Origin of the sequence: Peribacillus sp. FSL E2-0159, from assembly GCF_038643155.1 — a bacterium.
Classification (GTDB): Bacteria; Bacillota; Bacilli; order Bacillales; family DSM-1321; genus Peribacillus; species Peribacillus simplex.
Map to the genome: position 1 here is coordinate 2745846 of NZ_CP152053.1, position 23544 is coordinate 2769389.

Here is a 23544-nt window from a genome sequence, read left to right on the forward strand (position 1 = left end):
ATTACTTGGGGAGGTGAGTGGAAATTTAGTTCTGTTATGCTGCATTTCGAAGTAACGAAAGATCGTGTACCTAGTGAATCAACTTGCTACAATGGCAAGTGGTTCTGATAATAACACCTCTAATGCTGCTATTGTACCTTATCCAGGTAAAGTGATTAAAAGTGGATCAAAAGGAAAAGATGTAGGGCGTATTCAGCGTGCGTGAAAAAACGAAGCTGATGATAGAGATATTAAGTGAGGAAACGAAAGCAGCTGTGAAAGCTTATCAGAAATGAAAAGGGTTAGTTGCTGAAGGACTCCTCTAAAACCTTTACGTATCCTTTAATACCTCTAATTAAATGGTCTTGACGTTTCCCAACCATTTCTGCAACTTCAAGACTATCAGCAATTGTCCATTTTGATTAATAACCCATAATTCATTTACCATTTCCCCTTTTTCGTAATTCGGAAGGCTTCATCTTTACATCTACACAGGTTTTTTTAGGCTATCTTTGTGATGAGCAAAAAATGTTGTATAATGAACACGTTTTCAACACTTTGAAAGTAGGTATGAAAGTCATGGAAACCATCTCTAATATATTGCATAAACTGGAAACTGATAATGAAATACTCTTTATAGGAAATACCGAAGATGAGATTTCGTTTGTGAATAGTAAAATCAAATTTTTTGGTGAAGGAAATCGGTTAATTATTGAACGTGGATCCGAAATTAAAAATGCAACGCTGAATTTTAATGGCAACAACTCGCTCATAATCATTGGGAAATCCAATCGCAATGCAACGATGAGTGTCAATGTTTGGAATGACAATACATTTTTCCTAGGTCGCAACTATTCATTTAATGGAGCAGCGAGATTTATTCTCTCTGAGCAAAAGAATCTATTCATCGGTGATGATAATATGTTTTCAAGTGGTGTAGTCGTTCGTTTGGCAGATCCACATTTGATATACGATGGAAAAACTCGAAAACGTATTAACTCAACAAAGAGTGTGTACTTAGGTGACCACATTTGGATTGGGCAGGACGTCATGATTCTAAAAGGAGTAGAAGTTGGTACAGGTTCAATTTTAGGTGCAAAGTCACTCGTGACAAAATCGCTCCCATCAAATGTATCAGCTGCAGGAAGTCCTGCAAGTGTGGTACGGAAAAATGTTTTTTGGGCACGTCCGTCTGTCCATGAATATACTGAAAAAGAAACAGCAGAATCACAAAAATTCCCAGATGGGCGTTTTGTCTATACGCTAAAAGGCTCAATAGCAAAACATTTTGCAAAAATTGAAGAACAGCTAAATACCGCAACTTCTGTAGATGAAAAGACTGACATATTAACGCCTTATCTTGATGTAACAAATAAGAATCGTTTCTTTCTTCCTGGTCCTCCTGAGAAAAAGAAAACATTTCTCGATCGAGCGTTTCGCAAAGGAAGTAAGTAGTAAATGAATGAATGCTTTCGTTATTCTTTTTTATAAACGGTGCGACTTTCTTTTAAAGCCACCAGAGTATGTCAAAAAAATCGAAGAAAAGATTAATGAAAATCCCAAATGGTAGCTAAGAATGATGGATACAGGAATAATTACAAGATTTTTTAAAATTCATTTCAAAGGGTGTAGTTTCTTATTGTCTTTTTTAGGGTTGTTCCTTTTCTACAAAGAAGAATTAGCAATGGGAACAACGTTGAAGAAGGAACAACTGAATAACTTATCGTTTAGTTATAAACGAAAAGACAGTAAGCAAAGATTAGCCCGCTGTCTTTTTTGATTTAATATTTTAAGTTACTTAATTTAAGGAAACCCTTGCTATGACCTAAATATAAAATTTTTCCCGGTACAACGTTCATAAATATAATAATAATACATTGTAAAAATGGAATAACTATAATATTTTGAAAATATAATACAATTCTCCTATTATTATGGTAAAATTTAACTGATATTTTAGAAGGGGGCGAAATTATGAAGTGGTTGCTAAAATGGGTAATAATTGTTTTTATTTGCATCATATCAGGATTCAGTATAAATCCAGTGGTTAAGGCAGAAAGTACAAAGCCAAATATTTCTTTTAGTATTATTTCCCCTACGTCAAATACTACGAAAAATGATGAATTAAAAGTTATTATTTCTAAACCCAACTCCACCTACCAAGTAAGTGAAGTTAAGGCAAAGGTTGAGGGAAAGGAAATCCTTCTAACATATGATAACAATGCTTATGGTGAACATCTTCCAGGCTGGGTTGGTATATTAAATTTGAATGGTTTATCAAGAGGAATAAAAACACTTGAAGTCACTGTCTATGATGTTTATGGGAATTCTGTAGCGAAACAAACGACATTTAAGTATACGCAGCCACCAGGTTTGAATATTAATTCTCCTAAATCTTTTGATTTTGCAAATGGAGAATTACGGATCACTGCAGAGGCTTCTGATTTAGCTGGTGAAACCTCTACAATAGGGGTATATGTCTCTTCTAATGATGAAGGTTATGGGACGAAATTGCTGGAGAGAGTAAATAGAATCGATGAGACTGTTGATATTAGTAAATATAATGGAAGAGAAATCTATATGAATTTTGTAGTTTCAAATGAATCTGGGGGTACATTTACTACAACTAGGGAAATTTATGTTGATAATAGCCCACTCTTAAGCCCAAAAGATCGAATTGATGGGGAAATATTAGATTATAAGGATAATAAAATATTATATCGAACTAATAATGATATAAGAATAAAAGATTTACACACAACAAACGATACATTAGTTTTTTCTCATGCGAAAAATAAAGTGGATTATGGTTATTTAACTCCTTTAGGTGTGATGCTTGTTGTACAAAATGTTGATCCATATTATATCTCCAATAGTTTATTTGAATATAAAAATGGTACTCTTACTTATTTAGGGAGATTAAACTCAAATAGCTCTTTAAAGGTTAATGGTCAATACGTCATTTGGAATGGTGATTTAAAACCTCTTTCAACACCTGGTATTGCTTCTGGAACCGAATTATATTTAAAGAATCTAGAGAGTGATAATATCACACTTGTATCTAACGAAGCAGGAAATTGGATGAATAATGTAACATCTAATGGTGATGTGATCTATTGGTCAGATTCTGGATGGAATGGGTCGGGGGATACAATATTTAATTACAATATTTATAAATATTCCAATGGAAATACAAGTAGGCTTTCTTCGGATGGAAGTTATTTTAATGTATATCCAGTGTCGGATGGAAGCTTAACTGTATATGAAAGACATCGATATAATGAGAATAAACATTTCTTAATTTTGAATGTTAATGGAAAAGATGAGACGATTGCTACATCATCAAATGATTTCTCACCTGGAAGAGATTATACCATTAACAATGGCTATGTGGCGTATACCAATTATATAAATGGAACAAAGCAAATTTTTATTTGGAAAGATGGTATTTCTAATCAAATCAGTTATTTAGGATCGGATACATCAATTGAATCTCTAAATGCTAATGGTGATGTCATAGCAAGGTTTATTAATGGATACTACCTTATCAAGAATGACGGTAGTCAACCAATAAAATTATATACAATAGGTTTGAACAATTACTGGGTTAATAATCAGCTTTATGGCGTTATCGGTGGGTCACTTTTAAAAATAGAGACAAAACCAGTTTTAGTTACAGGAGTTACTCTTTCAAAAATGGATCTTGAATTAAAAATTGGAGAAGAATTTTATTTGACTGCTAGTGTTTTGCCTTCTAATGCAACAAATCAAAGGGTTAAATGGGAAAGTAATCATTCAGATATCGCAACTATTGATGACACAGGTAAAATAATCGCAAAAAAAGAAGGTACAGCTACCATAACAGTAACCACTGAGGATGGAATTAAGACCGCAAGCTGTACTGTGGTGATAAAAGATGTAACAGCACCATCCATACCAACAGTCAATGCTGTATATGATAATGCTACTGTTATTACTGGTAAAGCTGAATCAAATGCAAAGATATATGCGATGGTAGGAAGCAAGAAAATTGGAGAAACAACTGCAAAAAATGGTCAATATACGATTAAGATTGCAAAACAAAAAGCAGGTACAACCATCGTTGTTTATGCTAAAGATACTTCAGGAAATAAGAGTGGAAGTAAAACAGTTAAGGTAATAGACAAGACAGCTCCATCCGTACCAACAGTTAATACTGTATATGATAATGCTACTGTTATTACTGGTAAAGCTGAATCAAATGCAAAGATATATGCGATGGTAGGAAGCAAGAAAATTGGAGAAACAACTGCAAAAAATGGTCAATATACGATTAAGATTGCAAAACAAAAAGCAGGTACAACCATCGTTGTTTACGCTAAAGATACTTCAGGAAATAAGAGTGGAAGTAAAACAGTTAAGGTAATAGACAAGACAGCCCCATCTGTACCAACAGTTAATACTGTATATGATAATGCTACTGTTATTACTGGTAAAGCTGAATCAAATGCAAAGATATATGCGATGGTAGGAAGCAAGAAAATTGGAGAAACAACTGCAAAAAATGGTCAATATACGATTAAGATTGCAAAACAAAAAGCAGGTACAACCATCGTTGTTTATGCTAAAGATACTTCAGGTAATAAGAGTGGAAGTAAAAAAGTTAAAGTTAAAGACAAAACTGCTCCATCTGTACCAACAGTTAATAAAATTACAAGTAAGACAGTAACAGTAACTGGCAAAGGTGAAAAGGGTGCATCTATTTATATTTACAATGGAAGTAAGAAGATCGGGCAAGGAATCGTGGATAGTCGAGGAAACTTTAAAGTGAAAATTAAGGCACAAAAGAAGGGTTCGTCATTAATGGTATACGCTCAAGACAAATCAGGCAATAAGAGTAAGAGGAAAACGGTAAAGGTGAGTTAGTATCAAGAAAAAATTAGATAAATTTGCTATTAAGCTATCTGATTATAGATTTTGCGGTAATACTGAACCAAGTATTACCGTTTTTTTACCTATTTATATAACTAGATAGCCAGGATGGATAAAAAAAGGTTTTAACTACGCTATTTAGAAGTGTGGTATCCACTACTCTAGTTAAAAATATGCACCGTGCAATTAGTTAGATTATTGGCTTTATTATCATGGTTTTACCGTGCATAATAAATGGCTGAAAAAATGGAAATCGAAAAAATTAATATGATGTTAGCGGTGGCGGAATTAGCTGAAAATATAAATGGAGGTGTTTGATCTTGGCAAAAGTATACTATGACTTAATCAAACTTGGATTACGGAAGATTGAAAATGTCCCGTTGCAATGGCGTTCAGATGTTCAGGAAATGTTGAATGCGTAAAAATAGTTTAGTGACAGGTATTTTAAGTCATCCATTATGGAGGCTTTTTTATTTTGTCAATAATGAGGAGTGAAAAAATGACTGACGTAAATGTTAATTTTCCACCTACGTTTTCACCGGATAGATCGGTGACTGCAGGTGATGTGGAATCAATGGTAACACAAGTAAACTAAAACCCAAAAAAGAGTGTGAGAACTTCACACTCCAACATCATATTTCTTTTATTTCCGGATTCAAATTTAGATCTTTAATAGCGAAAGTATTAAGCCATGAAAAGGTTGAAACACCTATCCAATTTAACCGATCGTTTAATTCGCATTTAATAATGTCAGTACTAAAATTCGGATCAATTTCTAACATAATTGATAAATCATAATTATAATCGGCATTAGAAAAATTTAATTCTAAATTATGAGCACATTGATTTCTAAGCCTGTTGAGTTTAGAAAGGTTCTTATGTAATCCATCTGGTAATTGAACTAAACTATGAACAATATCTAATTTCTGTTTGTAGTTTATCTGGTTAGGTAAAGAATTTGGGTTTGTGCATATTGAAATCAGTATTCGATCTAACCAGTATTCGGAAAATAAGTGGATTGTAATTACTTGAGCTAAGGGGTCTCTTATTTCATTAAGTCGATCCAGATACGAACTCAATATAAATTTTTTATTCATAAATTCATCTCCTTTATTCCTTGTTTCGACAAAGTGATAAGTAATTCCTGTTAAGCGAACAAATAGTCGGAACAAACTGTGTGGTAATGGATTACCAATCTAACTATTAAATACAGTATAAAGAATGTTATATTTCAGCAAATCTCCCTGTTATAATTATTAAAAACGGAGGAGATTTGCTAATGAAACAGAACGAAAAGAAATCCTTTAAAGAAAAAGCAAAGGAAATTATAGATGTTAGTACCGAGGGCAGTGCATCAACAATATCTGAGATATTCCTAGAAGGTGCATTAGGGGCTGTCGTTCCAGGTGCCACCAGTGTGGTTTTTAGTTATAAACAAAAAAGAATGGAAAAAAATTTATTGAGGTTTATAACAGAGCTTCAGGAAAGGGTTAACCTAATTGAAGAACAGTTTGGAAAGCTATGTTATGATGATCAGCAGCTTGTAAGAGATTTTTTTGCTGGATTAGTATGTGACTATGTAATTGATGAACAGGAAGAAGAGAAAATAAAATATATCGCAAATGGTTTTGTTTCATTAACAGGGAGCGAGAATTTACAGATAGATCAGACAATAATCTTTTTAGATATACTTAAAAATTTAAGATTCATTGACATTAGAATATTGTTTGACAGAGTTAACGGATTCATTCACAATGTTGAGAATTTCAATGATTATTTAATAGAATTAGGTATAAGCCACGACCAGTATGTAATGATCAAAGAAAAATTACTTAGACTAGGCTTGTTAAAAAGCTCCTATGATGATGATTTCCAAAAGATTGTTAAGAAAGTGAATGACATTACTGACTATACAATGTCTTTACAGAAAGGAAAGCCTAAAAAACTACCGAACAACTTTGCAAGTTTTAAACCGAAGGATAGAGAAACCATCACTTCTAGTAAATTAGGAAGAAGTTTTTTTGAATATTTCTCAGGAGAGGGGAAGAAAAATGAATAATAACGAGTTGGTGTCTATTACTTGCCAATATAGAGAAATTTTATTTTCGTTAATTGAAGCTCTTGATGAAAATAAATTAAGCCCGTTAACCGATGCTGTAAAGAGTGATGTTCGTAAAGTAGACATGAAGGCTAAAGATTTACCTCAACTGCGTATACTATTTTGAATGAATTTAATCATAGGTACATAAAAAGAACCTTTAAAATTACAGAAGTACGAAAATGAGATCAACATAAAAAATATTTACTTCAATAAACACAGAGTCGTCCTTTAAGGGCGGCTTTTTTTATGCAATGAAAGGGGTGATAGACATTGGAAACAGAAATATTTAATTTATTTTTAAAACAGGGTGGATACGCAGTCTTATTCGTATGGTTACTATGGACAACTATGAAAACCAATAAAGAACGGGAAGCGAATTATCAAGCTGTAATTGAAAAGAATCAAGACGTAATTGAAACACAAGCTCAAGCATTCTCAACATTAGCTCAGGATGTAAATGAAATTAAACAAATCATTGTTAGTGAAAAGCTAAGGGAAACAACTTTTACATAAGGCCAGAAACACCAGTCTATTATGAGTGGTGTTTTTTATTTTATATAATTTTACTTGTTACTATTTTCATAGAAAATTTAGTGAAATGTGAATATAAGTTATTTTGTTTGGAGATTATTATGTAGGACAGGAGAGTGATAATTGATTGGATAAAAAGTCAAAAATAAATCTTAATGATGTGGATATGACCGATGTAGAAGTTATTTCAACGGAGAATATCGATATTAATGAATATTTTAGAAAGAAGCTTCTCGAGTGTATAGCCAAAGAAGAAAGTAGACTGTTTTTGTATAAGGAAAAGAATAAATAGTTTAATTGAAAGGACTATTCTAATGTGAAAAAGAGTAAACCAAGAAAAGAACTGCGAGGAAATGGCTATTTTGTAAATGAACCTAACTACGAATTAATGGCTAAGGCGTTTACGGAACTATACTTTAGTTTTACTAAAGGTGGATCTGGAGATGTAGAATTCGACAAATTAGGCACGATAGCTTAATTTTCTGCATTGGCAAATGATGAAGAAGGGAAACAAAAGGAATTAGATTAAATGAGAGCTCACGTTAAAAGACTTAAGAATGAAAAAAAGAAATAGATAAAGTCTTGTCGTGGTCATCTAGTTTACCCTCTGCATGCAGAGTACCGATAAATAGGGAAGCAAACAAAACATAGCCCCCAAATACACCATCCATGTAGTATTTGGGGGCTACTTGACGTTTACCTTTATAGCGAATTTACTTAAAATAAGGAACCTTTTTCAAAGCCACACAAACTGGAACGGCAACGATAATTCCTAATATATTTTGAACGAGATCTCCAGGTATCGAAGCTAAAGGTGCAATCCAATTACCGTATAGAATCCCTTCACCAATATAATAAACAGCTATCATAAATGGAATGGAAAAGATTGTTGCTATTACATTGAAAGCAATGCTAGTACCGTTGCGACCCTTTGACCAAGCGATTTTACCAACTATATATCCTTGCAAACCACGCGCCACAATGGTGATAGGTGCCCACAATGTCCACCCTCCAACTATATCAAATAACCCCATTCCTATCGCACCAGCAAGAGCTGCTTTTTTAGGACCAAATAAAATAGATGCAATAAAAAGCATAGCTGTTCCTAGATGAACTAACCCTCCATTTGCGGCAATTGGCAGTTTAATATTCAAAAAGAAAGTAGATAGGAACACAAGTGCAATCAACATTGCGGTAATAATTAAATCCATAGTTTTTTGACTTGACCTTGAATAACTTTGTGTATTTTGCATATCTGTAAACCTTCCTAACTAGAATTTTCCTATGATTTTAGCAAAAGACTGGTGTCTATAAAAGTGTCAATTTATTAAAAAACTATGAGGTCAGTTGATAAAAAATACAGATATTATACGTATTGAAAAGAGAGAGGAGATGACTGTTTTAAGCTGATTTATGATAAGATAAATAAAGTTTAAAGTGGATAGGCCATATGGAGGTTATTATGAAAAAAGTTGCTGTACTACAGGATTTATCATCTTTTGGAAAATGTTCATTAACAGCTGCAATTCCGGTTCTTTCGGTCATGGGCGTGCAGGCATGCCCTTTACCAACGGCCATATTGACTGCGCAAACCGGATATCCAAGTTTTTTTTGTGAAGATTTTACATCCAAAATGAAATACTTCATAGAAGAATGGAGCAAGCTTAATGTAACCTTTGATGGAATCTATACCGGCTTCGTTACTGGTGAAGAGCAAATTAATAATATTTTCCATTTTTTAGATAAATTTTATACAAAAGAAACCATTTTACTTGTTGATCCAGTAATGGGGGATATAGGAGAAGTCTATAAACTTTTTACCGATGAATTACTGGTACTTATGAGAGAACTGGTGAAGCGTGCAGATGTCATTACACCAAATGTTACAGAGTGCTGTTTATTAACCGGATTGTCTTATGAAAAGCTGCATAGCTATTCAAACGAAGAGGACTATATTAAAGCGATAGAAGAAGCAGGGAATATGTTGCAGCAAGAAACGGGAGCTCAGGTTATCATCACTGGAATGAATCCACCGTCAGCAGATTCAGAGAAGCAGTTTATCGGAAATATGCATTTGGACGGAAGTAGAACCTTTTATAGTGCGACGCAGTATAACGGTGAAAGCTATTCAGGTACTGGTGATTTATTTGCATCTGTGATTATGGGAAGCATGATGCGTGGAGAGAACCTAGAAAAATCCGTACAGCTCGCAGTGGCATTCCTGACAGAGGCTATCAATGATTCCTCCTTAGAGCAAATTCCTAAAGTAGAAGGAGTTAACTTCGAAAAATATTTACGAATGTTATTATGAATGCTTTAAAAAATGGAAAAAATAGAGTAACAAAAGCTCGGCTTTTTGACTAACCGAGCTTTTTGTATAAATCAAATAGTACTTATATTTTGCCGAATATTGTAAAAAATCACTTAAATAATAAGGAAACTTTCTATTTACCCCACAACAGCCAGTATTTATGTTCGTTAAAGTTTGAAAATATTTAACTTCCATAGACCTTTACAAAGATTAAGAAAAATTACTTGAAGAAAAAACAATATTATCTACAATCGAGGAATTAGAAGCTCTATTTCCTGATAAGGATAGATCAGAAATTATAAAGAAAATGCGTCAATTAGGTTGCTTAGAATTAAAAAACGCAAAAATTCCCTGGAGTGCAAAAACAAATAAAGAAGATAGACCGCCTTGTAAAATTACTTATGCTAATGAGCCTAATATGGAATTAATGGCTAAAGCATTCACTCACCTATATTATGAACTATTAAAAAAGGGTAAACTTAACGATAAACCTTGGCTTGAAGAGGAATGAAAAAAGCTAAGGAATATACAATATACCTCAGCTCAGTTAAGGGGAATTAATAAAGAAAGAAAAGCTAGTGATAATAATATCTTTTATAATAAATTTCCTGTTTATACAAAAGACCACCAGTAATTGCTATTGGTGGTTTTCTTCAGTTTGAACTAATTCAATTTCAAATAAATCTTCTATAGATATATCTAATGCTCTGGATATTAAAACTGTATGAGTATCCTTATGACTTTCTAATTTATCAAACCTTGAAATGTTTCCTTGAGGGATTCCTGTAAGTTCACTCAATTTAACTTGTGTCATTCCTCTTTCCTTCAATACTTTACCTAATCTTGGAGTGACCTTTACTGTAGTTTTCATTCTCATACAACCCCTTTTATTTACTTATATAATTATACTATATCCTATATCGTCTAGAATATAAAAAGATAATTTGGAAAAATTGTAATTTATTGTTGATATAATATATACTATATAGTATAGTTAACTTATCAGCAAGACGGACAACGAAAAAATCCAAACAAAAAAACAGCCGAAAGGCAAAAGGGGATAAATATTATGACAACTCAAACAATTGAAGTTAAAAAGGTATTCGTAACTGACAACCAAGAGCAATGGATCGTATTTGAAGAAGAAATGCAAGCAGGATTCCAATACAAATTAGCTTCAATTGATGACCTACACGACTATGTAGCAGGTACAGGCGAAGTATTTACATACAACATAGAAACATCAGAGGGCGTTGCACAATGGCACGAAGAACAATTTCCTGTAGGCTCTCCAATTAATTATGTTTGTGAGTACCGGGTGATCAACTAATCTTATGAGAAAATGCAAGAGGATCTGCCTAAAAGTAGCAGGGAAGGGGAAATTTATAACTTTGGAATACCTGAACATGAAGTTGTATGAAAACAAGTTCTAAAAGAAAAGAGCCTAAGTAGCAGTATTTACTTAGGCTCTTGATAAGCATGCATTTCAAAAAAATATATATAACTTCTTAATTGAAAATAGAAGTTAGGAGTTAAATTTAAGAGTATTAATAGTATTTTAAGGGTCTAAAATTGATCACATACTGCTCACATTTTTGCTCACAAAACCTTTCTTAAACCTTCCTACTAATCCGCTCCACAATCTCCATCAAATCATCCGGCCTATGAAACTCAATCGGTGAAACGCCTTTATCGAACTCTATTGTATCGGATTCTATCATTAATACATACTTCCCATTAATCTTCCCTAAATGGATGCTATCGCCAAAATCGGCTAGCAGTCCTTTGATGGATGTACTCCCAAGCTTCATTCGCAGTTCGGCTTCAGGTGTATGTTCGACAATCTGGGCTGTGGCTTCGACGACCTGATGGGTTTCAAGGCGTTCTTGAATTTCACGCTTTTCACTCGTTTCCCAGATTTCCAGGTCCTGTTCGAATTTGTGCAGTTCGTCACTGTTTTCTTCGAATTGAGCGGATACATGTTCATGGACCATGTGGATGACCTGGTTTTTCATGATTTCAGGCATCGATTCGCCATATTCAACGAATTTCAAAAAGTCCTCAAAGTAACGGGCATGTGAGGCCTGGTGAATTTTCAGTTCGCCTTCTTCGACCATACCTTCTTCGGGCATGTATGGATATTGAATGGATTTCATATTTTTAGTGGTGATTGCCATTTCAACGTGCCTGATCAAGGTCCGTTCATCTGAAATGGAAGCAACTTTCGGCTCGAAATCACATTTTAATAAGAAAACGAATGGTTCATCAAGATATTTCGATAATTTAGCCGATGCGATAATGAAGACACCGCCACGTACGGCACTTGTATCAATATAGGAACGCGTGAATTGTTCATTTTCCTCTTGGAATTCTTCTTTCGTTTTAGCATATCGAACACGGTTAAATACATTGTAATTAGGGTTGGAATCAAGTGCATGTCCTTCTTCGACAATAAAAGAACCGATTTTCGTCGGTATTTGTTCAGTTTTTGGATGACGGTCCACTTTTCGTTTGGAAATCTTCATCAATTCCCCATCCAAAAAGTCCTTTAGAGGACTTTCCTCGTATTCTTGGGTATCGAGAGTTTGGAAATGTTTAAAACGCTTATCAGCCTGATCGCCTTTTCCTTCGACTTGGATTAGATAAAAAGACAGATAGGTAATTGTAAAATCCATGAATGTCACCTTCTTCAATTATTAAGCATAATTCCCGTACTTTTTTTAAGACTTAATAAGTATAGTGATGTACATTGATTCCGTCAAACTATTGGTGCAAGAATGATCAGAATAATTTTGGTGTATTATTCCATAATAATACATAGAGAAAAATAATAATGAGTTCCTATAGAATTAAAAATATTAGAACTTTTACAAGAACAATTTAATGGAACATCACTTTATGATAATAGAATAATGAATTGTTAATCATTTATTGTTAATAATGGAGTGTTCTGTTGAATAATAAGCCTTTTTTTTCAAAGAATATTCTAAAAATAGAATTTTACAATAATAAATCGTTGACGATAAAAAGGTTAATACGGAAACACAGGAGCAAATGACGATCATCTCAAAAGATATGGAACAGCTATCCAATACTTCAAAGGAAATTGAACGAATGGTCACGATAATCACTTCAATTGCAGAGCAAACGAATTTATTGGCGTTGAACGCAGCGATTGAAGCGGCAAGAGCTGGTGAAAATGGTAAAGGATTTGCGGTTGTAGCTGGTGAGGTAAGGAAGCTTTCTGAAAATACCAAGCAATCAGTTTCGGAAGTAGTGAAACTGGTTAATGGAATTGCTCATTTTACCAATGTCATGAACACATCAATTTCCATGGTTAGCGGGGAAATTATTAAAGGCACTAAACAAGGAACAGAAACTGGCATATTTTTTACTGATATAGCAAAGTCCATGCTTTCTGTTAAAGAGCAGAATATTAAGATCACCAAGGAAATGACAGAGCTGAATGATATATTCGATGAAATAAATGAAGGGTTCAATCAAGTGGCCGTTTCTTCGGATCAACTGACTCAATTGACAATGAACTTGTAATGAGATTAAACAGTTTTATTTGAAATAACACCTTATTGGGGATCAATTGTATTTTAATAAACAACTCGATAGAATATTTAATAAAAGCTCAAAAGCAGTTTATAGAATAAGAACAAACTATAAAATAATAAGGATTAAAATCAATGCCAAGGGATGCCGTTAACAGGCTGCTCAATAAATCACTTGATATAATATAAGTTTAATGTTATATTAATAAAGCGATGAGCTAATTTGTGTAAGTCGAAGAACATGCTTTTAGCTAAACGTCGGGATGTGGCCTGACGGTTCTGCGCCACAAACGCATCAAAGACGCCTGCTGCGTGCAGGCGTCTTTTTCATTTTATTGATTCTTTTTTTGCAGCTTGTACGTCCTCTTTGAATTCCTCTTGTATTTCTTCTGTTATTCCCTTGGTTGCATCCTTAAACTCCCTAAGCGAGGTGCCGACTGCCCGTCCGATTTGAGGTAGCTTGTTCGGTCCAAAAACAATTAAAGCTAAAAGAAGGATTAAAATTAAACCGGGAAAACCAATGTTTGAAAGCATAACTAGTCACTCCAATCAAATCTGTTAGTTAATATTATAGACTCCTTCCATGTATTTGCAAATGATATTTAGGATATATTATAGAGTTCAGCATCCGATGATCTATGCAAAACAAACACTTTCAATTCCGTCCCACAATTTTATCTTGCACATTCTATCTAAAAATATTTACTTACCCAAGCATGTTATTCCTTAATAAGATATCAATGAAGTGGGGGAAGGTAAGTGAAACCAGAGTGTCGCCATTAGTTTTGCCGTTTGGGCATGTAACTAACAAGGCTACACCTGCTTAATTTGTAGCATGAAATTTTTTTGTTGCTTGGGAATGATTAAACTTGCAAGATTGAAGATATTTCGGTATTATAACTATACAAGCTGCGTTGTTCGTAATGATAATTAAGTTTTAACCTTTAAGCTGTAATAGGGAGTTTTACATCGAAACAGGAATGTTATGCCTCGTCACTGACTTGGACAACAGGATTGTTTCTGCAAACACCCACTTTGAGGAGTGGTGGTTTAAAACTTTCTTACTTGAATACGGCAATTGCGGCTTACTACTTTAATAATTAGAAACCAGTTCCGACAGGGACTGGTTTTTTGTTGTTTTTACGCATGTTCGGTACGTTGGATATAACGATAGCATCAGAAAACATATTAAGATATTTATGAAAATTATATGAAAGTTTTTATTGAAATATCAGATAATTAGCATTTATAATAATAATTAGATAACTCGGTTCACTATTTATATAAAATTATAGTGAGTCGATGTTTTTTGAATGATTACGTAAGCGCTATCATTTTGATGAAAGTATTGCAGTCACCTAGAGAGGAGAAAATTTTATGGCTAAAATTAATACGACTGAGGTAATTAGCAACAGTAAGTTCAATCGCTTTCATTTTGGATTGCTGGCATGGTGTTTTATCATTATCCTTTTTGATGGATATGACCTCGTCGTTTACGGAACGGTAGTCCCGGTATTGACGGAGGAGTGGAACCTTACTTCCGTGGAAGCGGGGGCTATGGGTAGCTACGGACTATTTGGAATGATGTTCGGGGCCATCTTCTTTGGTACTTTAGCAGATCGGATAGGCAGAAAAAATGTAATTGCGATTTCACTGATTTTATTTAGTTTGTTTACGCTGTTATGTGGATTTGCGAACACGCCCTCCATGTTTTCGACTTTCCGATTTCTAGCGGGCTTAGGGCTAGGGGGAATCATGCCGAACGTCATTGCCTTATTGACGGATTATGCACCGAAAACGATGCGGAGCATGGTCGTTTCAATCGTTTTGTGCGGTTACTCATTCGGAGGGATGCTTGCCCCGATACTGGGTATCTTGCTTATGCCTTCACTAGGATGGGAATCAATATTCTGGTTTGCAGGAATACCACTGTTATTTTTACCCTTCATGATGAAGCGTTTACCAGAGGCTTCGACGCATCTGATCAGAATTGGCAGAAAAGAAGAATTGATCAGGATATTATCAAAGGTAAGTCCGGAAAGTAAATTCGACATCAAGGATGAAATTGTTGAAGTGAAAAAAACAGATACGAATATGCCGATTCTTGGATTGTTTAAGGATTCCCGTGCTCTAAGCACACTGATGTTCTGGATCGCCTTTTTCATGTGCCTTTTGATGGTTTATGGATTGAATACATGGCTACCAAAGTTAATGATCGAGGCAGGGTATGCGCTGAATTCAAGCTTAGGTTTCTTGATCGTTCTTCAAGGGGGCGCTATCGTAGGCACGCTTATAATCGCTAAACTTTGTGATCGTTACGGATCCAAGAAAATGCTTGTGCCTATGTATGCGCTTGGGGCAGTCAGTTTGACGCTATTGGGAATGGGAGGAAGCTCATTTGTGATATACACATTGGTAGCGATTGCAGGAGCCTGCACCATTGGTGCCCAAAACCTTGTACAAGCCTATGTCTCCCAGTACTACCCACCAAATATGAGATCGACGGCATTAGGGATGGCATCTGGAATCGGAAGGATCGGAGGTATGCTCGGACCCATACTTGGCGGATTCTTATTATCAATCTCGTTTCCCATCCAAATGAATTTCCTTGCCTTCGCCATTCCGGGTCTCATTGCCGCGGTTGCCTTATCATTCGTTCCTGCGAAAATAGCTTATTATAAACATGATAATTCGGAACCAACTGAAGAATTGGTGGTAGAATCCAATAAAATGAATGTCTTGTAAAATTAAATGCATGAAATGCAGTGCAGGGATAACCTCACTGTCATTTCATGCATATTTTTTTATTGGCCTTTTTTACAGTAGTAGTTTGTCTAGAGGAAAATTGCAAATTGCCAATAAATAGCGTAAAGATTCTCTAGAAATTGTTCGGCTTGATCTATTTCTTAAGAAAAGTTGCTTAAATGTTCATAATTTCGTAATACAAGTCACTCTTAATATAAAGAATAAATGTTAGAATGATGGTACGGATAATTAATTCTCCCTTGAAGTGGAGCGAACTAGAAATTAATCACATCTTTTGTGAGGAGTCATTACTTTGAAAATTTTAAAACATGTAATTTTTTGGTTATGCATTATAGGGACATTATTCTCTATGATTTATTTCTTTGTAGCGGACATTCCGTTATATGTTAAATTGTTAGGCGGAGCCATCATCCTTTATCTTGGTTATGATCTAATAACAGAATCAAGAAAAAGAAAGCGTAAAGAAGCCTTGGACGCTTAATCCTTATATTTTTTAAAAGCCCTCTTTGATAAGAGGGTTTTTTTGTTGATTAATTTGGCTATTTGACATTGATTATTGACAATATTCTAAAAATTAGGTTAATATATAGTGAACTTAGTTCTATATATGTATAATTAATCTTTGTGACTACATTATCAGTTGTCATTTTCTAAATGTTAGTTCGGCCCAAAAAATAGAGATATCCTTAAGATTACGTTAAAAGGCAAAGCAGAAAGAGGGGAAGGAAATGTGCACAATCCAAGTGTCTGAAATGATGGACGAACAAAAATTTAACCGCTTTCATTTGCAGATTTTATTATGTTGTATCTTTATCATCATCTGTGACGGATATGATATGTTCATGCTTGGGACGATCCTGCCATCTTTGATGGCGGAGTGGAGGATAACTGCTGTAGAGGCAGGGTTATTCAGCAGCTATGCTTTGTTTGGAATGATGATAGGAGCGCTGGTATTTGGACCGATGGCCGATAAATTCGGCAGAAAGAAAGTCATTTTGATTTGTACCGTCATTTTTTCCGTATTTACATTTACATCAGGTTTTGCCGATGATCCAACTACTTTTGGAATACAACGTTTTCTTGCAGGACTAGGCTTGGGAGGAGTCATGCCGAACCTAATTGCAATCATTACTGAATATGCTCCTAAAAAACTTAGAAGTACCTTGGTCGCGATCATGTTCAGCGGGCACGCTCTAGGGGGAGTTGTTGCTTCAATGGGGGCGATGTATCTGATTCCGAACTTTGGTTGGCGGGCAGTGGTTTGGCTTGGTGCACTCCCTTTAGTCTTCATGCCCATATTATATAAATTGTTGCCCGAGTCAATAAATTATTTCATGGCAAAAAACAAGAAAAGCAAATTGGTGAACGTTCTGAATCAAGTGAATGTATGCGGGCAATACACCACGAATGATAATTATGTCCTTCAGGAGCAACTCAAAAGTGAAATGAAAGGGTTTCCAGTTAAACAGTTATTCAAGAATGGGAGGACTCTAAGCACCCTTATGTTCTGGATTGCATTTTTCATGTGTTTGTTCGTAATGTACGGCTTGAGTACATGGCTTCCAAAAATCATGGGAGGGGCAGGATATGAATTGGGTTCAAGCCTGACATTCTTAGTCGTATTGAACCTTGGAGCAGTTTTTGGAGCGATCGTTGGAGGGAAGCTTGCAGATAGATATGGTTCCAAGAGGATTCTGGTTACTTTCTTGGTCATTGGATTCATTACGCTTACGATGCTGAGCTTCAAGCCAAGCATGATCATGCTTTATATACTGATTGCCATTGCAGGAGGTACGACAACAGGTACACAAATTGTAACGAATGCCTATGTATCCCAGTATTATCCGAATGAAATCCGTTCTACAGGTGTCGGCTGGGCATTAGGAATCGGCAGAATTGGCGGAATACTCGCTCCTACTTTCTGTGGGGTCCTGCTTGATATGAAGTTATCATTGCAAGTCAATTTTTTAGCTTTTGCCATACCATGCATCATTGCAGCAGCGGCGATTTGGTTCATTCAGGATAATTTCAGCAATATGACCGCAAACAGGCAGGAAAAGAAATTGATATAATGACACCCTACCTGAATCACTGTATAAAATGTTCAAATGAAGATTGTCCAAACAACAAGGGGAGATTTTGGTAAAAGAAATGAAAGGGCCTTATGCCCTTTTATTTTTTTAATGTCTAGGACCCCATATAATGACTGAAACCCCGACTAAGCATATAACAGCTCCAATCCAATCATATAAATCAGGGGTTTTCTTATCGATGCCCCATCCCCATAAAACCGATAATACAATGAAAACCCCGCCATACGCAGCATATACACGTCCAAAGGTAGGGAAAGTTTGGAAAGTTGCAATGATGCCGTATAACACCAACCCGAAACCTCCGGCTAAACCTAGATAAATGGATTTACCTTCTCTTAACCAAAGCCAAATAAGGTAGCCGCCACCAATTTCCGCTAGGCCAGCCATAAGGAATATTACGGTAGTAACTAACATATATGTATACCTCACTTCCTCGTTGAAATTTTATCATATTTGAAACAGTAAATGCTCATACTTTACTAAGTTCTTAATTACTGAAAGTTGACCGGAGTATCACCGTTAAGGCATGAAAATGATTCTTCATTAAAAAGATATTGTAATGAGGTTGCTTGTGCGTGATCGTTGAAAAGATTAGCTTTTTTAAAAAAATATCCCAACGTTATCTTTTAACTCTAACTTGGATTGCAATACAAATGCAAAGGGTACTATACCTAAAAAGGAATATAGTAATCTAGTTGAGGAGTTGCAGCCATGAAATCCCGAACATTTGCATACACGTTAGCCATATTTCATTCAAGTATTGTCGGCCTATCTTTCTTATTTACGAAAATGGCGATTGCAGAATCGAATCCGCTTGATACTTTGGCGTTCCGATTCACGGTTTCCTTCGTCATCATTTTATTCCTGGTCGCCTTTAAAGTCATTAAGGTGAATTATTCCTGGGAGTCGGTTAAAAATCTGGTCCCGCTATCCTTGTTGTTCCCAACTCTTTTCTTTGCCTTTCAAACTTTCGGACTTAAGTACTCGCAATCCACCGATGCTGGAATTCTGTCTGCCGTCACCCCAATTCTAACATTGATGATAGCAGGATATTTCCTGAAGGAGAAAACTTCTTTATATCAAAAGCTTTCGATTGTTTTGTCGGTAGTTGGGGTCATTTTCATTTTTGTGGTGAAAGGGAGCACAATCAATTTTTCCGACATGCTTGGGATGGGTTTGATCTTGCTATCCTGTATTGCAACTGCCTGTTATACAACGATGACCCGCTCACTTGCCAAGGACTATACACCAGGTGAAATGTCCTTTTTCATGATGGGAACAGGCTTTGTCATTTTTAACGTGGCCGCGCTCGTTACCCATTTAAAACAAGGAACGATGACGGAATTCTTTACACCATGGTCGAGCATGGAATTCATCAGTTCCATTTTGTATTTGGGAATATTGGCTTCATTGGTAACTTCGTTATTATCCAATATGATTTTATCAAAAATCAAAGCGTCCCAAATGAGTGTGTTTGCAAATCTTTCCACTGTTGTAACGATTGCAGCAGGAGCTCTCATTCTAAATGAAAAGATTACAATCTACGATATACTGGGGTCGATACTAATCATTTTAGGTGTAATAGGCACGAATTATTTTGGAGTGAAGAAAGAGCATTCAATAAAGGTGAATCTTGAATATAATGAAGGGAAAATGTGAAATGAAAATGGTCCATCCCATTAGGAATGGACCATTTTCATTTCCACCATATTGTTTGAGGGAAATCTGTTGAACCAATCGCTACTGGTTCGCCTATTTGAGGTGTGCAGACCTGGACGGCAAGATCATTGGCAGCTTTTGTTACCCGTTCTATCGGATCTGTCCAGTCATGAAAAGACAATGTGAAACCAGCCCAATGAATGGGGATCATCAGTTTTCCTTGTACGTCGATGTTTGCTTGAACAGTTTCTTCTGGAATCATATGGATGGTTGACCAGCGCTCATCATATTGGCCGCATTCCATTAAAGTTATATCAAAAGGTCCATATTTTTCGCCGATTTCTTTAAAATGGCTGCCGTAGCCACTATCGCCGCTGAAAAATACCTTTTCTTGTTTGCCTTTAATTACCCAAGAACACCATAGTGTCGTATTGCTATCGCGTAAACTTCTTCCAGAAAAATGCCTTGCAGGCGTACAAACAAATTGCAATTCCTTGAATGAAACTTCATCCCACCAATTATGTTCCTGTATCAGTTCTTGTTTAACGCCCCATCTTTCAAGATGTCCACCGACACCGAGTGGGACAATGAACTGACTGACCTTATCCTTTAATTTCTTTATTGAGAAATAATCCAAATGATCGTAGTGATCATGTGAGAGCAGGACGGCATCAATAGGAGGCAGCATATCCAAATCGATAGGCAACTCCCCGCTGAAGCGCTTGTTCCCAAACCAAGGAAAGGGAGTGGGTGCTTTGCCAAACATGGGATCGACTAAAATGGTTTTCCCATCTAACTCCAACATGAATGCAGAATGACCAAACCAGGTGATTTTATTGGAATTCACATTTACAGGATCTTTTGTTCCAATTACAATTGGACGGTCGGGCCTCCGTCTTGGATTAGCTTTTATGTAATCACGTAAAATGGAACCAGTATGTTTAAGACTCATCGCTTGACTGGCAGGGATCTGATTTTGGAATTTTCCCTTGGCAAAATTCTCTTTGGTAGTGAAACTTCTCAGTTTTTCTTTATTTGCCCTTCTGCCAAGTGGAGGATAGAGGTTCAGGAAAAGTAACAATACTATAAAAGAAGAGATGGTGATTTTAACAATTTTCAGCATGATAGGTTCCTCCCATATTAATCAGACCTTTTCTTAAAACATAGCATATCACAGAATATATAAGGTTATTTACTATGATGCCCCACAAGAAAAATGATAAAGATATACCCTTCTGAGAAAAAGAGCAATGAAGGGTGAAACACATAAGATTCATTAACTGTAAACTCACTTTAGGAGGAGTGTTTTTTTCATTTAGTGAAAACTTATGACAAGTGTTTAAGTTTCACCCGTCTTAAGGCAGGGAATAGAGGTATAAATAATGAATAATATAGAGAGCGGGATAAGGATTGTAGCAGCCGAAGGGTAGGGTGATAAATCGATTGTTAATGTTTTTTAGAGTCTTTGTATGGGTAGTATTTTTTGCTTTATTAGCCTATGTCATTCTTTCTTGGAAATATAAAGACAAGGTAAGTAAAAGGATTGAAGCGATTCGAAAAACCTGGTATATCATTTTTATACTGGGAGCATTGATATATTGGAATTTCTATCCGATGAGCATTTTTAATGAGTGGAAAAACTTCTTGATTATGGCTATCGTATTCATCCTGATTGATATGTTTGTGTTCTTGAGCATGTATATATCCAAGATTGGCGATAACGAGCTGTCCTATGCAACAAAAGCGGTTGCGGAAAGTGACAAACTTTTAACGGATAATAGGGAAAAGGTCAAGAATATGTTTCATCTCCTAAAAAAAGAAGGAATACCTGAGTATTATCAAACGAATAAGGAATATTTGGCTTATTTGAGCATCCTCCTACAAGCGTATGCAGCAAAGGAAGGGATGAACGTGAAAATCCTTCCTTTCAAAACGGAACAGGACAAGCAATTGGTGATAAATGGGCATCCGAACTTGAATGGCAGTACCATTCGTGCTACATTGGAAAGAGAAGATACGTATTATAATGATGAAGAAAAAATGGCTTTGCAGCCTGTAAGCATTTTGATGGAACCCTATATCCTTGATGTTAAATCAGAAAGCTTCGTTTCAGAAGTCGATTGTTTATTAATAGCATTATTAATCATGATGTTCGATATGGTCATAAAACAAAAACCAGGTGGTGAAGGATAAATGAGCATTTATGATAAAGCCGGCAATGACGTGTCAGTTGCCGTAATCAAACCACAGGTAAACATACCCGATGTAGGTTTAAGTCCCCACACTAAAAAAGTGATGAAACAGAACGAGCGCATTATCCTGAAACAAAAAGAAAAAGCTGCACGCTTCAGCCGGTTAAAAAACGTTTTATAAGGAAGGGCAGAGGTTTTTCCTTTCATTATGATATTTAATGGAAAACCCGCATATACTATTCAAAATCAAAGAATAGGAAGGGTCTTTCAGAATATGAACAAAAAACCCGAGAGAGTTAACATCCCGGTCCCCTCCGCTTCACCATCTGAGCAACGGATACATAAGGGTAACGCTGATTTGCTCAAGCTTCTGCAAAAGTTGAAAGCTAAACGTTGGATTTTTTTAAGGTAAAAGAAAGCCAGTCTCTAAGGAGAACTGGTTTTTTATTTTTCAGGATAATCATTGTGGAAGTATTGTATTTTCTTACGTCCAGACTCTTTAGCCTTATACATGGAACGGTCCGCTTTTTTCAAAAGTGACACCATTTCCGTACCATTATGAGGATAAAAGCTTATTCCTATACTAGCAGATACAAAATGATCATTTCCATTAATGTGAATGGACATGGTGGATAAATGGTTCAATAATAATTCAGCGTTTAATTGAGTGCTTTTCATTAAATCCTCACAATGAGATGGATGTAATAATACAATGAATTCATCACCACCGATTCGAGCCACATGACTACCTTCGGGGACAGATTGCAAAAAACATGCCGCTACTTTTTTAATAACATCGTCACCAGCATCATGACCAAAGGAATCATTGAAAAATTTAAAATGATCAAGATCGATGTAAAGTAGGGCCATTTCATCGTTCGTTTTATCTTTATGATAATCAAAATAATTATAAATGAAGTGCCGATTATAAAGACCTGACAATGGATCCCTGATAATCCCTTTTTCAAGAATGATTGTATGACTAATCAAAGCTGCCAAAGACTTAATGAGAATCAGATCATACTCTTTAAAAACATGAGGTTTAATGTCGAATGCACATAATGTCCCAATGATTTCACCCTCATTTATTAGCGGAGCTCCCATAAAACACCCATTCCCTATAAACTTCGTTGCGGGGTGGCCACTAGTCAATTCATGTTCCCTCAAATTCGGGATAACGAGTGGTTCCAAGCCATTCTCAATAACTAATTTGCAATAAACCATATTATAAGGAAGGAAGTCACCTTCACAAATTAACTTTGCATTTCTATTGAAGGATTTGATCATAAGGCTCTGTATGGGGTTCACTATAGAAAGGAAGAATGTATTGACCTCAACGGTTTGAGCTAAAAGTGCTAATACTTCTTTAGCGATAGAATCGAAATTCGTATAATAGTTGATATCTTGCTGAATCATTTTCAGGCTCCTCTTTTATTTATAG

Annotated in this window: 25 protein-coding genes, 1 other RNA gene and 1 pseudogene; 18 read left to right on the forward strand and 9 right to left on the reverse strand. The window is 35.6% G+C overall.

Annotation, left to right across the window (positions count from 1 at the left end):
• Positions 1-302: 302 nt before the first annotated feature.
• A pseudogene (locus NYE63_RS13465) lies at positions 303-427 on the reverse strand (transcriptional regulator); the annotation flags it as partial.
• Positions 428-558: 131 nt separating this feature from the next.
• On the opposite strand from NYE63_RS13465, the gene NYE63_RS13470 reads away from it, so the two are divergent.
• The 3 genes from NYE63_RS13470 to NYE63_RS13480 all read left to right on the forward strand — a co-directional run bounded on the left by NYE63_RS13470 (position 559) and on the right by NYE63_RS13480 (position 5312).
• Entirely contained in the window at positions 559-1434 is an 876-nt protein-coding gene (locus tag NYE63_RS13470; protein WP_342605531.1) for an acyltransferase, read from the forward strand.
• 519 nt (positions 1435-1953) lie between these two features.
• Complete coding sequence (locus NYE63_RS13475; RefSeq protein ID WP_342605532.1) at positions 1954-4884, forward strand: Ig-like domain-containing protein; 2931 nt, start codon at positions 1954-1956, stop codon at positions 4882-4884.
• 326 nt (positions 4885-5210) lie between these two features.
• Positions 5211-5312, forward strand: coding sequence for a CD1375 family protein (locus tag NYE63_RS13480; RefSeq protein ID WP_342605533.1), 102 nt, complete (start codon positions 5211-5213; stop codon positions 5310-5312).
• A gap of 210 nt (positions 5313-5522) precedes the next feature.
• On the opposite strand, the gene NYE63_RS13485 is transcribed toward NYE63_RS13480, so the two are convergent.
• Positions 5523-5987 (reverse strand): hypothetical protein, encoded by a 465-nt coding sequence (locus NYE63_RS13485; RefSeq protein WP_342605534.1) that lies wholly within the window; start codon positions 5985-5987, stop codon positions 5523-5525.
• Positions 5988-6169: 182 nt separating this feature from the next.
• Here NYE63_RS13485 and NYE63_RS13490 point away from each other — a divergent pair, with 182 nt between their 5' ends.
• The 4 genes from NYE63_RS13490 to NYE63_RS13505 all read left to right on the forward strand — a co-directional run bounded on the left by NYE63_RS13490 (position 6170) and on the right by NYE63_RS13505 (position 7814).
• Complete coding sequence (locus NYE63_RS13490) at positions 6170-6949, forward strand: hypothetical protein (protein WP_342605535.1); 780 nt, start codon at positions 6170-6172, stop codon at positions 6947-6949.
• Entirely contained in the window at positions 6942-7115 is a 174-nt protein-coding gene (locus NYE63_RS13495) for a hypothetical protein (protein ID WP_342605536.1), read from the forward strand. The genes NYE63_RS13490 and NYE63_RS13495 overlap by 8 nt, the downstream gene beginning before the upstream one ends.
• Positions 7116-7261: 146 nt before the next feature.
• Complete coding sequence (locus NYE63_RS13500; RefSeq protein WP_342605537.1) at positions 7262-7504, forward strand: BhlA/UviB family holin-like peptide; 243 nt, start codon at positions 7262-7264, stop codon at positions 7502-7504.
• 145 nt (positions 7505-7649) lie between these two features.
• A complete protein-coding gene (locus NYE63_RS13505; RefSeq protein WP_342605538.1) occupies positions 7650-7814 on the forward strand; it encodes a hypothetical protein in 165 nt (54 codons plus the stop codon).
• Between the two features lie 421 nt (positions 7815-8235).
• On the opposite strand, the gene NYE63_RS13510 is transcribed toward NYE63_RS13505, so the two are convergent.
• Entirely contained in the window at positions 8236-8775 is a 540-nt protein-coding gene (locus tag NYE63_RS13510) for an ECF transporter S component (protein WP_342605539.1), read from the reverse strand.
• A 209-nt stretch (positions 8776-8984) separates the two neighbouring features.
• Between NYE63_RS13510 and NYE63_RS13515 the strand changes: the two genes are divergently transcribed.
• Together NYE63_RS13515 and NYE63_RS13520 are read left to right on the forward strand one after the other, a co-directional pair.
• Positions 8985-9833 carry a pyridoxamine kinase gene (locus NYE63_RS13515; protein WP_342605540.1) on the forward strand — a complete coding sequence of 283 codons (849 nt, stop codon included), beginning with the start codon at positions 8985-8987 and terminating at the stop codon, positions 9831-9833.
• Positions 9834-10140: 307 nt separating this feature from the next.
• On the forward strand, positions 10141-10344 hold the full coding sequence (locus NYE63_RS13520; protein WP_053346496.1) for a hypothetical protein: 204 nt from the start codon (positions 10141-10143) through the stop codon (positions 10342-10344).
• A 126-nt stretch (positions 10345-10470) separates the two neighbouring features.
• On the opposite strand, the gene NYE63_RS13525 is transcribed toward NYE63_RS13520, so the two are convergent.
• Positions 10471-10704: a helix-turn-helix transcriptional regulator gene (locus tag NYE63_RS13525; protein ID WP_061463132.1), complete on the reverse strand. Its 234-nt coding sequence runs from the start codon at positions 10702-10704 to the stop codon at positions 10471-10473.
• Between the two features lie 198 nt (positions 10705-10902).
• Between NYE63_RS13525 and NYE63_RS13530 the strand changes: the two genes are divergently transcribed.
• Positions 10903-11163 carry a hypothetical protein gene (locus tag NYE63_RS13530; protein WP_342605541.1) on the forward strand — a complete coding sequence of 87 codons (261 nt, stop codon included), beginning with the start codon at positions 10903-10905 and terminating at the stop codon, positions 11161-11163.
• 283 nt (positions 11164-11446) lie between these two features.
• Here NYE63_RS13530 and NYE63_RS13535 read toward each other — a convergent pair whose 3' ends face one another.
• The gene (locus tag NYE63_RS13535; protein WP_342605542.1) at positions 11447-12508 is read right to left on the reverse strand and encodes a DUF3900 domain-containing protein; all 1062 of its coding nucleotides are present in this window, start codon (positions 12506-12508) and stop codon (positions 11447-11449) included.
• A gap of 337 nt (positions 12509-12845) precedes the next feature.
• Between NYE63_RS13535 and NYE63_RS13540 the strand changes: the two genes are divergently transcribed.
• Positions 12846-13385, forward strand: a complete 540-nt coding sequence (locus tag NYE63_RS13540; protein ID WP_342605758.1) for a methyl-accepting chemotaxis protein — start codon at positions 12846-12848, stop codon at positions 13383-13385.
• Positions 13386-13720: 335 nt separating this feature from the next.
• Here NYE63_RS13540 and tatA read toward each other — a convergent pair whose 3' ends face one another.
• On the reverse strand, positions 13721-13927 hold the full coding sequence (gene tatA, locus NYE63_RS13545; protein WP_192204717.1) for a twin-arginine translocase TatA/TatE family subunit: 207 nt from the start codon (positions 13925-13927) through the stop codon (positions 13721-13723).
• 369 nt (positions 13928-14296) lie between these two features.
• Between tatA and ssrS the strand changes: the two genes are divergently transcribed.
• From ssrS to NYE63_RS13565, 4 genes are all read left to right on the forward strand, one after another.
• Positions 14297-14484: non-coding RNA, 6S RNA (ssrS, locus tag NYE63_RS13550), on the forward strand.
• Between the two features lie 286 nt (positions 14485-14770).
• Complete coding sequence (locus NYE63_RS13555) at positions 14771-16138, forward strand: aromatic acid/H+ symport family MFS transporter (protein ID WP_342605543.1); 1368 nt, start codon at positions 14771-14773, stop codon at positions 16136-16138.
• Between the two features lie 313 nt (positions 16139-16451).
• Positions 16452-16640, forward strand: coding sequence for a hypothetical protein (locus NYE63_RS13560; protein WP_252280909.1), 189 nt, complete (start codon positions 16452-16454; stop codon positions 16638-16640).
• Between the two features lie 247 nt (positions 16641-16887).
• Positions 16888-18231, forward strand: coding sequence for an aromatic acid/H+ symport family MFS transporter (locus NYE63_RS13565; RefSeq protein WP_342605544.1), 1344 nt, complete (start codon positions 16888-16890; stop codon positions 18229-18231).
• Positions 18232-18339: 108 nt separating this feature from the next.
• Here the strand turns inward: NYE63_RS13565 and NYE63_RS13570 are convergent, their stop codons facing one another.
• Positions 18340-18666: a YnfA family protein gene (locus NYE63_RS13570; protein ID WP_342605545.1), complete on the reverse strand. Its 327-nt coding sequence runs from the start codon at positions 18664-18666 to the stop codon at positions 18340-18342.
• A 297-nt stretch (positions 18667-18963) separates the two neighbouring features.
• On the opposite strand from NYE63_RS13570, the gene NYE63_RS13575 reads away from it, so the two are divergent.
• A complete protein-coding gene (locus tag NYE63_RS13575; protein WP_342605546.1) occupies positions 18964-19911 on the forward strand; it encodes a DMT family transporter in 948 nt (315 codons plus the stop codon).
• A 37-nt stretch (positions 19912-19948) separates the two neighbouring features.
• On the opposite strand, the gene NYE63_RS13580 is transcribed toward NYE63_RS13575, so the two are convergent.
• Positions 19949-21034 (reverse strand): MBL fold metallo-hydrolase, encoded by a 1086-nt coding sequence (locus tag NYE63_RS13580; RefSeq protein ID WP_342605547.1) that lies wholly within the window; start codon positions 21032-21034, stop codon positions 19949-19951.
• A gap of 326 nt (positions 21035-21360) precedes the next feature.
• On the opposite strand from NYE63_RS13580, the gene NYE63_RS13585 reads away from it, so the two are divergent.
• Positions 21361-22104 (forward strand): type II toxin-antitoxin system SpoIISA family toxin, encoded by a 744-nt coding sequence (locus NYE63_RS13585; protein ID WP_342605759.1) that lies wholly within the window; start codon positions 21361-21363, stop codon positions 22102-22104.
• A complete protein-coding gene (locus tag NYE63_RS13590; RefSeq protein WP_063233870.1) occupies positions 22105-22284 on the forward strand; it encodes a hypothetical protein in 180 nt (59 codons plus the stop codon).
• Positions 22285-22547: 263 nt separating this feature from the next.
• Here the strand turns inward: NYE63_RS13590 and NYE63_RS13595 are convergent, their stop codons facing one another.
• Positions 22548-23519 (reverse strand): sensor domain-containing diguanylate cyclase, encoded by a 972-nt coding sequence (locus tag NYE63_RS13595; RefSeq protein WP_342605548.1) that lies wholly within the window; start codon positions 23517-23519, stop codon positions 22548-22550.
• Between the last annotated feature and the right edge of the window lie 25 nt (positions 23520-23544).